Below are 15,314 nucleotides of genomic sequence, written 5' to 3' on the forward strand. Positions count from 1 at the left end.
GCCGTCGCTCAGCGCGCCAGGGTGCTGCTCTCCCGCACCACCACCCGGAAGCCCGGCGTGATCCGCCGCCCCGGGCCGGTGTAGCGCCGCTCGATCCGCTCCTCCAGGCAGCGCACCGCCAGTTCGGCGATCAGCCGCTTGTCCGGCGCCACCGTGGTCAGCGACGGGATCGCGTACGCCGCCTCCTCGACGTCGTCGAACCCGACGATCGCCAGGTCCCGCGGCACCCGCAGCCCCGCCTCGTGCGCGGCCCGCAGCGCGCCCAGCGCCAGCAGGTCGTTGAAGCAGAACACCGCGTCCGGCCGCTCCGGCAGCCGCAGCAGCCGGCGCATCGCGGACGCGCCGTCCGGCCGGAAGTACGCCCGCACCGGCGGCAGCAGCTCCGGGTCCAGCGGCAGCCCGGCGTCCGCCAGCGCCTCCCGGTACCCGGCCAGCCGCTGCTCGGCGGTGGCCCGCGGCGCCGGGTCCTGCCAGCCGATCGCGGCGATCCGCCGGTAGCCCTCGTCCAGGAGGTGCCGGGTCACCTCGCGGGCGCCCGCCACGTTGTCGATGTGCACCCGGTCCGCGACCGGGCCCAGGTCGGCCTCGCCGAGCAGCACCAGCGGGATCTCCCGGGAGCGCGACAGCAGCGCCGCCCGGTCCAGGCCCAGCGGGCTGAGGATCACCCCGTCGATCATCGGGTCGCCCAGGCCGGAGGCGATCCGCAGCTCCGCCGCCGGGTCGCCGCCGGTGTCGTCCATCAGCACCGTGATGCCCACCCGGCGGGCCGCCGCGATCACCTCCACCGCCAGCTCCGCGAAGTACGGCGAGGGCAGCTCCGGGAAGGCCAGCGCGATCACCCCGCTGCGGCCGGTGCGCAGCCGGCGGGCCGTCACGTTCGGCTGGTAGCCCAGCTCGTCGACGGCCCGCTGCACCCGCTCGCGGGTCGCCTCGGCGACCGGAACCGTGCCGTTCACCACGTTCGAGACGGTCTTCACCGAGACCCCGGCCAGCTCCGCCACGTCCTTCAACCGCGGCGCCGCAGCACCGCCACCCGGTACGGACACGCCGCACCCTCCTCCCGCCGGCCGGCGCGAGGGAGCGCGGCCGGCCTCGCCACGACGCCGCCCCTACAGCTACTACAACGTGAGAATACAAGGTCGCCGATGAACGGACAGCATCCCGCGCCCCGGAGCCGGGCCCCGCCCCGGCCGCCTCCGAGACCGGTACCGCCCCCTCGCACCCCCACCCAGAAGGAGCGCACCTTGTCCAGCCAAGTGCAGTCACCCGCAAGGCAGTTGTGGCACAACGCGCGCGCCGCCGCCGCCGTCCTGGCGCTGCTCGTCGCCGCCCTGATCGGCCTGCCCGGCGTCGGCCACGCCGCCACCGCGCTGCCCTGCGACCTGTACGCCTCCGGCGGCACCCCCTGCGTCGCCGCGCACAGCACCACCCGCGCCCTGTTCGCGAACTACGGCGGCCCGCTGTACCGGGTCACCCGGGCCTCCGACGGCGCGAGCACCGACATCGGCCCGCTCGCGGCGGGCGGCTACGCCAACGCCCAGGCGCAGGACCAGTTCTGCAACGGCAGCAGCTGCCGGATCACCCGGATCTACGACCAGACCTCCCGGCACAACGACCTCCTGCCCGGACCCGCGGGCACCGCGGGCGGCGTCGACCGCGGCGCGGACGCCGCCGAGATCGCCGTCACCGCCGGCGGCCACAAGGTCTACGGCGTGTGGATCTCGCCCGGCGTCGGCTACCGCTACACCGGCGTGGCCTCCGGCGTCGCCGTCAACGGCCGGCCCGAGGGCGTCTACATGGTCGCCTCCGGCACCCACGTCGGCGCCGACTGCTGCTTCGACTACGGCAACGCCGAATCCACCCCCGCCGACACCGGCAACGGCCACATGGACGCCGTCTCCATCGCCACCACCTGCTACTTCCCGCCGTGCAGCGGCAGCGGCCCGTGGATCGAGGCCGACCTGGAGAACGGCATGTTCCAGGGCGACAACGGCTCCAACACCGCCAACCTCGGCAACAACACCCCCTACGTCACCGCCGTCCTGAAGAACAACGGCCAGAGCGCGTACGCCCTCAAGGGCGGCAACGCCCAGTCCGGCGCGCTCACCACCTGGTGGAACGGCGCCCTGCCCAGCCGCCCCGGCTACCGTCCGATGCAGCAAGAGGGCGGCATCATCCTCGGCATCGGCGGCGACAACTCCAACCGGAACCGCGGCACCTTCTTCGAGGGCGCCATGGTCGCCGGCTACCCGGGCGACGCCACCGAGAACGCCGTCCAGGCCAACGTCACCTCGGTCGGCTACAGCGGCCGCACCGACCTGCCGAGCGCCCCGCAGGGCATGATCACCGGCCCCGGCGGGCAGTGCGCGGACGTCGCCGCCGACGACACCGGCGCCAACGGCGCCGCCGTCCAGCTGTGGAACTGCCAGACGTACGCCGAGGACCAGCACTGGATCCACAACGCCGACGGCTCGCTCGGCACCATCGGCCGCTGCCTGGACGCCACCGGCAACGGCACTGCCAACGGCACGCTCCTGCAGCTGTGGGACTGCAACGGCGGGGGCGCGCAGAAATGGATCCAGCAGGGCGACGGCTCGCTGCTCAACCCGCAGTCCGGGCGCTGCCTGGACGCCCCCAACGGCAACAGCGCCAACGGCACCCGGCTCCAGCTGTGGGACTGCAACGGCGCCGCCGCGCAGAAGTTCACCGTGAACGGCGGCGGCCCCGTCGCTGGCCCCGGCGGGCAGTGCGCGGACGTCGCCGCCGACGACAGCGGCGGCAACGGCGCCGCCGTCCAGCTGTGGAACTGCCAGTCCTACGCGGTCGACCAGCACTGGATCCACAACGCCGACACCTCGCTCGGCACCCTGGGCCGCTGCCTGGACGCCACCGGCAACGGCACCGCCAACGGCACGCTCCTGCAGCTGTGGGACTGCAACGGCGGCGGTGCGCAGAAGTGGGTGCAGCAGGGCGACGGCTCGCTGCTCAACCCGCAGTCCGGCCGCTGCCTGGACGCGCCGAGCGGCAACACCGCCAACGGCACCCGACTGCAACTGTGGGACTGCAACGGCAGCGCGGCGCAGAAGTTCGCGCTGCGCTGACCGCCGCCCGGAGGCGCTGACCCCTGCCCGAGGGGGCTGACCGGACGTCAGCCGTGCGCGGTGTCGATCACGCAGAAGCGGTTGCCGTCCGGGTCGGCCAGCACCACGAAGTCCGGGTCCGGCGGGTAGCTGTCCCACGCCACCCGCCGGGCCCCCAGCGCCACCAGCCGCTCCACCTCGGCGGCCTGGTCGGCGGCGTCCTGCGCGTAGAGGTCCAGGTGCACCCGGGGGCGCACCTGGACCGGGCTCTCGCTGCGGCCCAGCGCCAACTGCACCCCGCCCGGCCGGGGCGGCAGCAGCACCGCCCACCGCTCGTCGCCGTCCCCGCGCGGGACGTACCCCAGCGCGGCCGTCCAGAACGCCACCGCCCGGGGCACGTCCGCCACCCCCAGCACCACCGAACCCATCGTCAACATGCCCCCATCCTGCCGGACTTCGGCTCAACCGGGCGGGCGACGGGCCGCCAGCAGCTCCGGCAGCGGGGCCGGGACGAACTCCAGGCCCTCCTGTGCGGCCTCCGCCGCCAGCGCGGCCGCCTCGGCCGGCCACATCGGGAACTCCTCCCGGACGCTGCGCACCGGCAGGCCGGCCCGCTCCACCCGGTACTCGAAGACCATCCGCAGCACCCCGCGGTCGGGCACCCGGGTCACGTCCGCCCGGTAACTGTCCACGCCCATCCGGACCGGGCCAAGACCGGCCAAGTCCTCGACGCCGTCCGGGACCCCGACCGGAGGCGGGTCGAACAGCAGCACCCCGCCGGGCACCAGGGCCCGGGCCGCCGCCCGCCACAGGGCGCGCCGGGCCGCCGGTTCCACGCAGCCCACCACGTTGGCGGCGACGGCCAGGTCGGCGACCGCGTCCAGCCCGGCGTCCTCGGCCCGGCCCGGATGGACCGTCAGCCGGGCCCGCCGGTCCGCGCCCAGCGCCGCCGCCCGGGACATCAGCACCGTCCGCATGGCCGCCGCGGGTTCGACCGCGTGCACCGGGACGCCCGAGGACTCCAGTAGCACCTGGGTGACGATCCCGGTGCCCGCGCCGAAGTCGACGATCCCGTGCCGGGCCCGCCCCGCCGCCGCGGCGAACCACCGCTCGGCCCGCCGCCGGTCGGGCTCCGCCTGCAACAGGTCGTAGAACTCGGAACTGACGGCGTAGTCCGTTCCCTCCGCTGTACTCATGCCGTCCACCCTGCCGCACCCGGCCGGTTCCCGGCGCCCCGACAGGCCGCTGGGCCGGGCTGGGCCGGGCTGGGCCGCGCGGGTGAGCGCGGGGCTCCCCGGGGGCGAGGTCCCCGGAGCGGTCCGGCACGGGTGCCAGAGTGTCCGTGGCTTACGATCATCAGACCGAGGACGGTGGACGGCAGTGTCCCGTGACACACCCCGATCCTGGCGGGCCGCGGCCCTGCTGGTGGCAACGATCCTGCTGGTACCGGCGGTTCCGGCCGCCGCCGACCCCGCCCCGGCACCCCCCGCCGGGGCCTTCCCCGCCGAGTCCTCCCCCGCCGGGGCGGACACCGCGCTCGACCTGCTGGCCGCGGAGGTCGACGCCGCCCGGCACACCGCCGAGGCCGCCGAACAGCGCTACACCGCCGCGACCGGGGAGTTGACGCACCGCCGGCAGCTCGCCGCGGACACCGCCCGGCAGGCCGACGAACAGCGCGGACGGCTCGCCGACGCCGAGTCGGAAGCCGCCCGGCTGGTCGCCGACCAGTACCGCAGCGGCGGACTCGGCACCCTGGCCCGGCTGTTCCTCTCCGGCGGACCCGAGGACTTCCTCGACCGGCAGCAGCGCGCCGCCTCCGACTCGCGCAGCGCCGCCACCGTGCTGCGCGACCTGCGCGAGGCCCGCGGCCGGATGGTGCTGCTCGCCGAACAGGCCGCGCAGGCCGAGAAGTCCGCCTCCGACGCCGCCGCCGAGGCCCAACGGGCCCTGGACCGGGCCAAGGAGGACGCCGCCCGCACCGAACGGCTGCTCTCCACCGCCACCGCCGAGCAACTCGGCCAACTGGAGCAGCGGGACAGCGCCCTCGCCGACGCCGCCGCCCGGCAACTGCTCGCCGCGGGCGCCCTCGGCCCCGGCGGCGGGGCCTCCGCGGCCGGCCGCAAGGCCATCGACTTCGCCCTCGCCCAGCGCGGCAAGCCCTACCTGTGGGGCGGCACCGGCCCGGACGCCTACGACTGCTCCGGCCTCACCTCGCAGGCCTGGCAGGCCGCCGGGATCCCGATCCCGCGCACCAGCCAGCAGCAGTGGGCGGGCCTGCACCGGGTCGCGCTGCGCGACCTGCGCCCCGGCGACCTGGTCATCTACCACGGCGACGCCGGCCACGTCGCCCTCTACCTGGGCGGCGGCACCGTCGTGCACGCCCCGCACACCGGCACCGTGGTCAAGCTCGCCCCCGTCACCATGCTCCCGATCCTGGGCGCCGTCCGCCCCGACCCGGACGCCGCCCCGGCCCCGGCACCGGCCCTGCCCGCCCCGGCCCCGTCCCCGTTCGCCGCTCCGACCCCGGACCCCGCACGGTCCTGACGCCCGGGGCCGCTGACGGCCCGTCGGGCGGTTCTCGGGTCAGCCGGTCACCGGGTGGACGTAAGTGCCGCCGTCGGTGCGGGGGTTGGCGCCCTCCCAGTGGAAGGTGAGGCGGCCGGTGCCGCCGGGCGGGGTCAGGGCGATGCCGGTGACCTTGAAACCGGCCTGGCCGGGGGCCTCGTGGCGCAGGTAGTCGACGAGCACCAGGGCCGTTCCGCCGGGGGACAGGGTGACGGTGCGGACGGGGGAGTCCGGGCTGCGGGGCAGGGTCCAGGTGCCGGTGTCGCTGAGCAGGTCGACCTGCGGGTAGCCGGTCATGGTGCAGGGCGCCGGGCCGAGGTTGGTCAGTTCGATCCGCTCGGTGGCCCGTCCGCCGGGCGGTGCGCTGACGGCGGCCCGCAGGTCGTCGGCGGTGCAGCGGCCGCTGCCGTCGCGCACCGCCTCCACCGGGATCACCGTCGCGGCGGTGGCGGCGGGCGGGGCCGGTGCGGCCGGTGGGGCCGGGGCGGTGGCCGGGCCGGGGGCGCAGGCGGTGAGGGCCAGGCCCAGGGCGGCGGTCAGGCCCGCGGTGGCGGCAAGTCGGTTCGGGTGCATGGCGGTTGCGGTCCCACTCGTGATTCGGCGGCCCGTGCGGCGGGGCCGGGGGAGGCTGGCGACCGGTCGGCGCGGGGTGTCCCGGCCCGGTGTGCGGCCATGCTGGCGCAGCTCGATCAACATCGGATCAACGCCGGTGGGCGGCGTCCGCGGAGCCTGTAATTCCGCAGTAACGGCCCCTCCCTACCTTCGGGGAATCCCGCTCCCTCCCTGGAGGATCTCCCCGATGCACCTGCCCCGACAGAACCGGCGCAGAACGGCTCTCTGGGCCACTGCCGCACTGACCGTGACGGCCGGCCTGACCGCGTCCCCGCTGCCCGCGGCGGTGGCCGCCGCCCCCTCCCCGTCCGGCTCCGCCACCGTCCAGGTGGACCCGGCCCTGACCGGCGCGGTGGCGGGGGGCCAGGACGCCACCTTCTTCGTGGTGCTCAAGGACCGCGCCGACCTGGGCAAGTCCAAGGGCAAGGGCTCGCACGCCGAGCGGGCGCGGACCGCCTACCAGCAGCTGCAGGACACCGCGCAGCGCAGCCAGGGCGCGCTGAAGAAGTTCCTGGACGAGCAGAAGGTCGGCCACCAGGACTACTGGATCGCCAACGCCGTCCAGGTCACCGGCGACGCGAAGCTGATCGCGAAGCTGGCCAAGCGCGACGACGTGCAGAAGATCGTCAAGGCGCAGACGTACCACGTGGACGACAGCCAACTGTCGGCCACCGCCGCCACCGACGCGGGCGACGGCACGCCCGAGTGGGGCGTGAAGGACATCGAGGCCGACCAGGTGTGGTCGCAGTACGACGCGCGCGGCGAGGGCATCGTGATCGCCAACGTCGACTCCGGCGTGCAGTACGACCACCCGGACCTGGTCGCCAACTACCGCGGCAACAACGGCGACGGCACCTTCACCAACGACTACAACTTCTACGACCCGACCGGGAACTGCGCCACCCCCAGCACCCCGTGCGACAACAACGGCCACGGCACCCACACGATGGGCACCATGGTCGCCAAGAACGGCATCGGCGTCGCCCCGAACGCCAAGTGGATCGCCGCCAAGGGCTGCGAGTCCTCGCAGTGCTCGGACGAGTACCTGCTGAAGGCCGGCCAGTGGATCCTGGCGCCGACCGACCACAACGGCAACAACCCGCGGCCCGACCTGGCGCCGAACATCGTCAACAACTCCTGGGGCGGTGACGACACCACCTTCTACCAGGACATCGTCGAAGCCTGGAACTCCGCGGGCATCTTCGAAGCCTTCGCGGCCGGCAACGACGGCGACGGCACCACCTGCTCCACCGCGCACGCCCCCGGCTCGCAGGCCCCGTCCTACGGCGTGGGCGCGTACGACGCGAACGGCAAGATAGCGAACTTCTCCGGCTTCGGCCCGTCCCTGGTGGACGGCTCGGCCAAGCCGAACATCTCCGCCCCCGGCGTCAACGTCCGCTCCACCTGGCCGGGTTCGGCGTACATGGCGGAGTCCGGCACCTCGATGGCGACCCCGCACGTGGCCGGGGCGGCCGCGCTGCTGTGGTCGGCCGCGCCCAGCCTGATCGGCGACATCGAGGGCACCCGCGCGCTGCTCGACCAGGGCGCCCGGGACGTCGACGACACCCACTGCGGCGGCACCGCCGGCATGAACAACGTGTGGGGCGAGGGCAGGCTCGACATCCTCAAGTCCGTCGACCTGGCCCCGCACACCGCCGTGAACATCACCGGCAAGGCCACCGACAAGGCGACCGGCGCCCCGCTGGCGGGCATCACCGTCAAGATCAGCTCGGACGCCACCGGCACCCGCACCGTCACCACCGCCCCCGACGGCTCCTACCGGCTCGCGCTGGCCCCCGGCAGCTACGACCTCGCCGCCGCCGGCTACGGCTACGCGAACTTCGAGGTCAAGGGCCTGACGGTCGCCGCCGGGCAGCCGCAGAGCGTCCCGCTGGCGATGACCGCCGTCGCCACCCACGCCGTCACCGGCACCGTGCTGGACGTCACCGGCAAGCCGCTGGCGGGCGCCGTGGTCGAACTCACCGGCACCCCCGTCGCCTCGGTGGTCTCCGGCCAGGACGGCTCGTACACCCTGGGCAAGGTCGCCGAGGGCGGCTACACGCTGACCGTCAAGCCCGCCCAGCCGGTGCTGTGCAACGGCGTCTGGACCGGCCCGCTGGCCGTCGCCGCCGACGTCAAGAAGACCGTGCGGACCCCGGCCCGGACCGACAACTCCGGCACCAGCTGCGCCCCCGCCGCCTACGGCTGGGTCAAGGGCAGCAGCAAGGTCGCGCTCAGCGGCGACGAGGACGCCAAGACCGTCAGCCTGCCGTTCCCGGTGACGTACTACGGCGTGACGTACACCAGCGCCGCCGTCACCACCAACGGCCTGGTCGACTTCCTGCAGCCGCGGATCGGCGACTACGCCAACACCGCGCTGCCCACCGCCTACCAGCCGAACGGCGTCGTCGCCCCGTTCTGGGACGACCTGACCCTCGACAAGAAGGCCACCGTCACCACCGCCACCACCGGCACCGCGGGCAAGCGCACCTTCGCCGTGGTCTGGGACAACGTCCCGCTGGTCGCCGACAGTTCGAAGCGGGTCAGCTTCGAGGTGCTGTTCGACGAGGCCACCGGCGCCATCACCTTCCAGTACCAGAACGTGCCCGGGGCGGGCTCCGGCGCCACCGTCGGCCTGGAGAACCAGGCCGGCACCGACGCCCTCCAGTACTCCTTCAACCAGGCCGTCCTGACCAACGGCTCGGCGATCCGCTTCACCCAGGGAGCCAAGTGATGACCACCCACCGCAGAGCCCTCCGGCTCGCCTCCGGCCTGGTCGCCGCGGGCCTGGCGCTGACCGCCGCCCCGTACGCGCTGGCCGCCGACGCCACCGCCGGGACCGACGGCGTGATCAAGCTGACCGAGCGCCAGGCCCAGGACATCGACGCCCGGCTGAACGCCGACCTGTACCCGCAGGCCGCCGCCACCGACAGCGCCGGGACCGGAACCCCGGACGGCACCGGCAGCGGCAGCCACCTGGACGCCCACGCGCCCGTCACCTTCACCGCCGGCTCCGCCCTGGAGGGCGTGCGCGGCCTGGCCAAGACCGTCCCGGCCGGCTCCGACGGCAGCTACTTCACCCTGCACAGCCTCGGCAACGTCCAGTTGCACAAGGCCGACGGCTCCACCGCCTGGGCCCGCACCAACGCCTCGCTGTACGCCGACTGGCAGGCCAAGCCGCTGCGCCCCTGGGACACCGAGCCGTACCCGGCGCGCATCCCGCTCGGCTACAACCCGCTCGACCCGTTCGGCTCGGACTCCCGCCAGGGCTACGACACCGGCGACCTCACCGGCGACGGCGTGCCCGACCTGGTGATCTCCGCGACCGTCGGCGAAGCGCCCTACCGGCCGATCACCTCGCCCGGCTCCGCGCTCACCTACGGCTCCTTCGTCACCGTCCTGGACGGCTCCACCGGCCAGACCCTGTGGTCCAAGCTGTACGCCACCGCCACCCTCGTCCGGATCGTCGACGGCACCCTGCTGGTCTCCGACGCGCCGAGCAACAACACCAGCGCGGCCCGCACCGCCACCGCCACCCTCAGCGGCATCCGGTTCGACCACGCGGACGGCAAGCTCACCCCCGCCTCGACCTGGACGTACGACACCGGCGTCAGCAAGGCGAGCGGCGAGGCCGCCTGGGGCGACCTGGTGAAGCTCGGCGGCGGCAAGGTCGCGGTCTCCTTCGACCGGCGCCGGACCGCCACCGCCCCGGCCCGCAGCACCACCCTGGTGCTGGACACCGCCGACGGCTCGCTCGGCTGGCAGACCGACGGCGACCTGCTCGGCCGCCAGCTCCAGCTGGACGCCGCCCGCAACCGGCTGGTCGCCGTCGAGCAGACCGACTACTTCGAGGCCGTGAGCTACTCGCTGGTCGCCTACGACCTGGGCACCGGCGCCCGGAAGGTGCTCGACACCCGGGTCAACGCGATGGTCACCGCCCTGACCGTCGGCGACATCGGCAAGGCGGCCGGCGCCGAGTACGTGGTCAGCGAGTCCACCTTCGACGTCAGCCTGTACGTCAACTCCAGCACCGTGCGGGCCCTGGACGGCGCCGACGGCTCCACCGTCCAGTGGACCTCCACCACCAAGCGGAGCTCCGCCGGCGGCGACGGCCCCAGCGCCTGGCAGCTCGACGTCGTCGACGGCACGCTCTACGCCAGCGCCCAGGACGGCACCGGCACCGACACCGCCGAGAACGTCTCCGGCCTGCGCTACGGCACGCTCACCGCGTACAACGGCAACGGCAAGGTCCGCTGGAGCACCGCCGGCACCAGCGCCTCGCCGCGCTTCCAGCAGATCGACGGCGGCGTCGTGCGCACCGTCGACCAGCAGCAGAACATCCACACCTACAACCTCGGCAACGGCAAGCAGAAGAGCCTCACCCCGCTGCAGGGCGACCTCAACTACGCCGCCGCCGCCGACCTGGACGGCGACGGCAGCCAGGACGTCGTCGCGGGCGGCAGCTCCGACGGCGTCTGGGCCTTCTCCGGCCCCTCGCTGCTCACCGGCGCCCCCAAGCAGCTGTGGCGGGCCACCGTCCCCGGCGAGGTGCACGCCGTCGCCACCGGCGACGTCAACGGCGACGGCAAGCCCGAGGTGGTGGTCGCCGCCGACACCGCCACCGTCGTCCTGGACGGCCGCACCGGCAAGGTGCTCACCACCGTCGACGGCGGCGGGAAGTACGTCCGCTCGGTGACGCTGGCCGACCTGGACGGCGACGGGAAGTCCGAGATCCTGGTGCCGACGGACGCGCTGCGCGCCTACCGCGGCGACGGCAAACCGCTGTGGACGTACGGCGCCCCGGCCGGCTCCGGCGAGGTGGTCTTCTCCGACACCGTGGTCTCCGAGGGGACGGTGTTCGCCCAGTACTCGGGCGTCGGCGCCATGCGCAAGAGCGACTCGGTGCAGAACGGCGTCGCCCTGGACGCCGCCAAGGGCACCCTGCGCTGGCAGGCCGACCCCAAGGCGCCCGCCGCCGCCGTCGACGGGAAGCTGCACGGCGCGCTGCTCGACCACGCGGTCTACGCCTCGCCGAAGATCCCGTACGCCGACGGCCACGCCGTGGTCTACACCTGGATCATCACGGCCGTCCCCGGCGGCATCGACGACGGCAGCACCGACCTGGCCAGCCCGATGTCGGTCACCGAGATCCGCGACGGCCGCACCGGCGAGGTGCTCTACCAGAAGGTCGCCGGCAGCCCCTGGTCGCACGGCGACTTCTTCACCGGCGAGGACGGCGACGGCCTCCAGGAGATGGGCTTCGGTGTGCTGCGCCAGTACCTGGCCAACGGCGAGGACCGCTGGACCTCCACCACCGCGCCGCTGCGCACCGCGCAGTTCATCACCGGCCCCGACGGCAAGCGGCTGCTGGTCGGCGGCACCGAGGGCGGCATCGCCGCCTACGACCCGGCGATCGTCGGCGACGGCAACGCCTTCCACTCCGCCCTCGCCCTGGCCGGCGGCCGCGGCAACCGCAGCTACCTGGCGGTCGACCTGGACGGCGACGGCAAGGAGGAGATGGTCTCGCTCAACTTCGACGCCCTCGGCGTCAACCGGGCGGCCGAACTCCTCGGCGGCGGCGTGCTGTCGATCGACAACGGCATTCACCAGATGACGACGTTCAAGCTCTCCTGAGGTTCTCCACGGAACCCCCGCGAGACCGCCCGAACGGGTAAAGACCCGGTACCCCGCAGGCTCCCGCCTGCGGGGTGCCGGGCTCGTTCGTGTACTGTTACCGGCCTTATGGGCGCACGAGAGACAGACCGGACGGACACCGCACCACCCATGCTGCGCCTTTACCTCTTCGAGGGATTCCGGGCCGAACGCGACGCGGGGCCGCCACTTGCCGAACGCTGGCCCCGGCCCGGCGCCCGCGCCCTGGTCAAACTGCTCGCCGTCACCCCCGGCCACCGGCTGCACCGCGAACAGGCCATGGAGACCTGCTGGCCCGACGCCGACCCGTCCGCCGCCGCCGGCAGCCTCCGGGTCGCCCTGCACGCCGCCCGGCACGCCCTCGAACCCGAACTCGCCCCCCGCGCCGCCTCCTCCTACCTCAAGGCCGACGGCGGACTCCTGCTGCTCGACCCCGCCGCCGTCTGGATCGACGCCGACCACGCCGAACAGGCCGCCGAGGACGCCCTCGCCGACGGACGGGCCGAACAACTCGCCCACGCGATAAGCCAGTTCAGCGGCGAACTGCTCCCCGAGGACCGCTACGCGCACTGGGCCCAAGCCCGCCGCAGCCGGCTCGACCGGCTGCGCGAACACCTCCTGCTCCGGCTCGCCGCCGCCCACCTCGACCAGGACCGGCCCGAGGACGCCGCCGCCTGCGCCGAACAGGTCCTCGCCACCAGCCCCGCCGAGGAACTCGCCCACCGCCTGCTCATCGACGCCTGCCTGCGCCAGGGACAGCGCCGCCGCGCCCTGCGCCAGTACCACCAGTGCCGCGAAGCCCTCGACACCGAACTCGGCATCCGCCCCGGCCCCGAGACCGAACGCCTGCACCGCGCCGCCCTCGCCGCCGCCCCCGCACCCGCACCCGCCGCCACCGCCCTCCCCGCCCGGCTGCGCACCGCCGCCCCCACCCGGCTGCACGGCCGGGACGCCGAACTCGACCGCCTGCTCGACCCCGCCGGACCGCCCGTGCGCCTGCTCACCGGCGAAGCGGGCATCGGCAAGACCCGGCTCGCCGCCGAAGCCGCCCGCCGCGCGGCCGCCGCCGGCACCGCCGTCCTGTGGGGCAGCGGCCAGGACGCCGAGGACCACACCCCCTACGGCGCCTTCGCCGCCGCCCTCGACGGCTGGCTCGCCGAACACGACCCCGCCGAACGGGCCAGGGTCGGCGCCGAGTACCCCGAACTCGCCGCCTTCCTCCCCTCGCTCGGCCAGATCCCCACCGGCACCGCCCGCAGCCCCGAGGAGGAGCGCGACCGGCTGTTCCGGGCCGGCGCCGCCCTGCTCGGCGACCTCGCCGCCACCCGCCCCGTCCTGGTCGTCCTCGACGACCTGCACGCCGCCGACACCGGCTCCCACCAGCTCCTCGGCCACCTCGCCCGGCGCGCCCAGGACCGCCGCACCCCGCTGCGCTTCCTCGCCACCTACCGCGAGGAGGAACTCCCCGACGGCGACGTCCGCCGCCTCGCCGTCACCGCCCTGCTCCGCCAGCAGCTCGCCGCCCGCGAGGAACTCGGCCGGCTCGGCGAGGCCGCCGTGCTGGCCGCCGTCCGCGAGGCCACCGGCCGCGCCCCCCGCCCCGAAGTGTGGGAACTCTCGCTCGGCAACCCGCTGTTCGCCCTCGAACTCGCCCGCGGCGGCGACCGCGGCGACGCCCCCGACCAGCCCCCCGCCGGCGTCCGCGACCTGGTCGGCGAACGCCTCGTCCGGCTCGACCCGCACGCCCGCCGCTTCGTCGAAGCGCTCTCCGTGGCCGGCGGCGAGGCCGCCCTCGCCGAACTCCTCGACGTCGCCGAACACGGCCTGCACCCGCCCGTCACCGGCGCCGCCGCCGCCGACGCCGTCGAACACGCCATCGCCGCCGCCCTGGTCGAGGAACGCCAGGTCGTCATCGCCGGACGCGCCGAAGCCGGACTCGCCTTCCGCCACCCGCTCGTCCGGCTCACCTGCTACGACGGCCTCTCCGCCGTCCGCCGCCGCCAACTGCACGCCTCCTACGCCCAGGCCGTCCAGCGCCGCCGCCCCGACGCCGTCGACGCCCTCGCCTCCCACTTCACCCGCGCCGACGACCCGCGCGCCGCCGACTACCTGCGCCGCGCCGCCGAACGCGCCGCCGCGCTCTACGCCAACGACACCGCCGACCGCTACTACCGCGACCTGGTCGCCCGCCTCGACGTCGACGCCGCCCGCGCCCGGCTCGCCCACAGCCAGGTCCTGCGCCGGATGGGCGAACCCGGCCGCGCCGCCGAGGTGCTGCGCAGCGCGCTCGCCGAGTTCCTGGCCCGCGGCGCCCACGACGACACCGTCATCGCCGCCGCCCACCTCGCCGAGGCGCTGTTCCGCACCGGCGAGTCGGAGAGCGCCGACGCCGTCCTGCGCGCCCACCCGCCCGGCGAGGACACCGGCCCCGAGGCCCGCGCCCTGCACCACCTCGCCCGCTCCAACCTCGACCAGGTCCACGGCCGCTACCAGGACGCCCACCGGGCCGCCCGCCGCGCCCAGCAGCCCGCCGAACACGTCCCCGGCCCCGCCGGCCAGCTCCTGCAAGCCCGCTCGCACGCCATGCAGGCCATCAACCTCGGCCTGGCCGGCCGCTTCGGCGAAGCCCGCGAGGCCGGCGACCGCGCCCTCGCCCCCGCCCAGGCGTACGGCGAACCCACCCTGCTCGGCGCCGTGCTCTCCACCCTGCGCGAGAACGCCCGCCGGCACGGCCGCCTGCACGACGCCGTCCGCTTCGGCCGGCAGGCCCTCGACCACGCCCGGCAGTCCGGCGACCCCGTCGCCACCGCCTTCGAACAGCTCAACCTCGCCGAACTCCACCTCCTGCTGGAGGAGAACGACACCGCCGCCCAGTACGCCGAAGCCGCCGTCGCCGGCGCCGCCTGGGACGACGCCTGGTCGCTGCCCTACGCCCTGGCCGTCCTCGCCCGCGTCCTGCTGCGCACCGGCGACCGCGAACGCGCCGCCGCCCTCCTGGAACGGGCCGGCGCCCCCGAGGACCAGCAGGCCCACCACGAAGTGCGGCGCGCCCGCGCCCTGTACGCCCTGCACGCCGCCGACCCGGACGGCGCGCTGGCCGCCCTCGGCGACGGCGCCGCCGAACGGGCCCCCGAACTCGCCGCCTACGCCCACCTCGCCGCCGGACGCCCCGCCGAAGCCGCCCGGATCGCCGCCGCCGAAGCCGCCCGCGCCCGCAGCACCGGCGAACGCCTCGCCGAGAACGAGGCCCTGATCGCCCACGCCACCGCCGCCACCCGCCTCGGCGACGGCGCCACCGCCCGCACCGCCCTCACCCGCGCCGACCACCTCGCCCGCACCCTCCCCTACCCCTCCGGCCTCACCCGGGTCCTCGCCCTCCGGGCCGAACCGGGCAGTTGACCGCCC

General features: G+C 75.1%; 9 protein-coding genes. 5 read left to right on the forward strand and 4 right to left on the reverse strand.

The window, feature by feature from the left end; genetic code table 11:
• Window positions 1–8: 8 nt before the first annotated feature.
• A complete protein-coding gene (locus ABD345_RS07285) occupies window positions 9–1,046 on the reverse strand; it encodes a LacI family DNA-binding transcriptional regulator (protein ID WP_344551003.1) in 1,038 nt (345 codons plus the stop codon).
• 198 nt (window positions 1,047–1,244) lie between these two features.
• Here ABD345_RS07285 and ABD345_RS07290 point away from each other — a divergent pair, with 198 nt between their 5' ends.
• Window positions 1,245–3,101, forward strand: coding sequence for an arabinofuranosidase catalytic domain-containing protein (locus tag ABD345_RS07290; protein WP_344551004.1), 1,857 nt, complete (start codon window positions 1,245–1,247; stop codon window positions 3,099–3,101).
• Between the two features lie 47 nt (window positions 3,102–3,148).
• On the opposite strand, the gene ABD345_RS07295 is transcribed toward ABD345_RS07290, so the two are convergent.
• Window positions 3,149–3,517, reverse strand: coding sequence for a VOC family protein (locus ABD345_RS07295; protein WP_344551005.1), 369 nt, complete (start codon window positions 3,515–3,517; stop codon window positions 3,149–3,151).
• Between the two features lie 24 nt (window positions 3,518–3,541).
• On the reverse strand, window positions 3,542–4,276 hold the full coding sequence (locus tag ABD345_RS07300) for a class I SAM-dependent methyltransferase (RefSeq protein WP_344551006.1): 735 nt from the start codon (window positions 4,274–4,276) through the stop codon (window positions 3,542–3,544).
• A 184-nt stretch (window positions 4,277–4,460) separates the two neighbouring features.
• On the opposite strand from ABD345_RS07300, the gene ABD345_RS07305 reads away from it, so the two are divergent.
• Window positions 4,461–5,624 carry a C40 family peptidase gene (locus tag ABD345_RS07305; protein ID WP_344551007.1) on the forward strand — a complete coding sequence of 388 codons (1,164 nt, stop codon included), beginning with the start codon at window positions 4,461–4,463 and terminating at the stop codon, window positions 5,622–5,624.
• A 39-nt stretch (window positions 5,625–5,663) separates the two neighbouring features.
• Here ABD345_RS07305 and ABD345_RS07310 read toward each other — a convergent pair whose 3' ends face one another.
• On the reverse strand, window positions 5,664–6,218 hold the full coding sequence (locus ABD345_RS07310) for a DUF4232 domain-containing protein (protein ID WP_344551008.1): 555 nt from the start codon (window positions 6,216–6,218) through the stop codon (window positions 5,664–5,666).
• Between the two features lie 226 nt (window positions 6,219–6,444).
• Here ABD345_RS07310 and ABD345_RS07315 point away from each other — a divergent pair, with 226 nt between their 5' ends.
• From ABD345_RS07315 to ABD345_RS07325, 3 genes are all read left to right on the forward strand, one after another.
• Window positions 6,445–8,991 (forward strand): S8 family serine peptidase, encoded by a 2,547-nt coding sequence (locus ABD345_RS07315; RefSeq protein ID WP_344551010.1) that lies wholly within the window; start codon window positions 6,445–6,447, stop codon window positions 8,989–8,991.
• Window positions 8,991–11,891, forward strand: a complete 2,901-nt coding sequence (locus ABD345_RS07320) for an FG-GAP-like repeat-containing protein (RefSeq protein ID WP_344551011.1) — start codon at window positions 8,991–8,993, stop codon at window positions 11,889–11,891. Before ABD345_RS07315 ends, ABD345_RS07320 begins: the two co-directional genes overlap by 1 nt.
• Window positions 11,892–12,041: 150 nt before the next feature.
• Entirely contained in the window at window positions 12,042–15,308 is a 3,267-nt protein-coding gene (locus tag ABD345_RS07325) for an ATP-binding protein (protein WP_344551012.1), read from the forward strand.
• The last annotated feature ends 6 nt before the right edge of the window (window positions 15,309–15,314 follow it).

Origin of the sequence: Kitasatospora saccharophila (genome assembly GCF_039529925.1) — a bacterium.
In the GTDB taxonomy this organism is placed as follows: Bacteria; Actinomycetota; Actinomycetes; order Streptomycetales; family Streptomycetaceae; genus Kitasatospora; species Kitasatospora saccharophila.

Bases quoted from the DNA above. Each gene is read 5' to 3' on its own strand.
- ABD345_RS07315 (WP_344551010.1), top strand. From the start codon at position 6,445: ATGCACCTGCCCCGACAGAACCGGCGCAGAACGGCTCTCTGGGCCACT.
- ABD345_RS07325 (WP_344551012.1), top strand. From the start codon at position 12,042: ATGCTGCGCCTTTACCTCTTCGAGGGATTCCGGGCCGAACGCGACGCG.
- ABD345_RS07300 (WP_344551006.1), bottom strand. From the start codon at position 4,276: ATGAGTACAGCGGAGGGAACGGACTACGCCGTCAGTTCCGAGTTCTAC.
- ABD345_RS07295 (WP_344551005.1), bottom strand. From the start codon at position 3,517: ATGTTGACGATGGGTTCGGTGGTGCTGGGGGTGGCGGACGTGCCCCGG.
- ABD345_RS07320 (WP_344551011.1), top strand. From the start codon at position 8,991: ATGACCACCCACCGCAGAGCCCTCCGGCTCGCCTCCGGCCTGGTCGCC.
- ABD345_RS07310 (WP_344551008.1), bottom strand. From the start codon at position 6,218: ATGCACCCGAACCGACTTGCCGCCACCGCGGGCCTGACCGCCGCCCTG.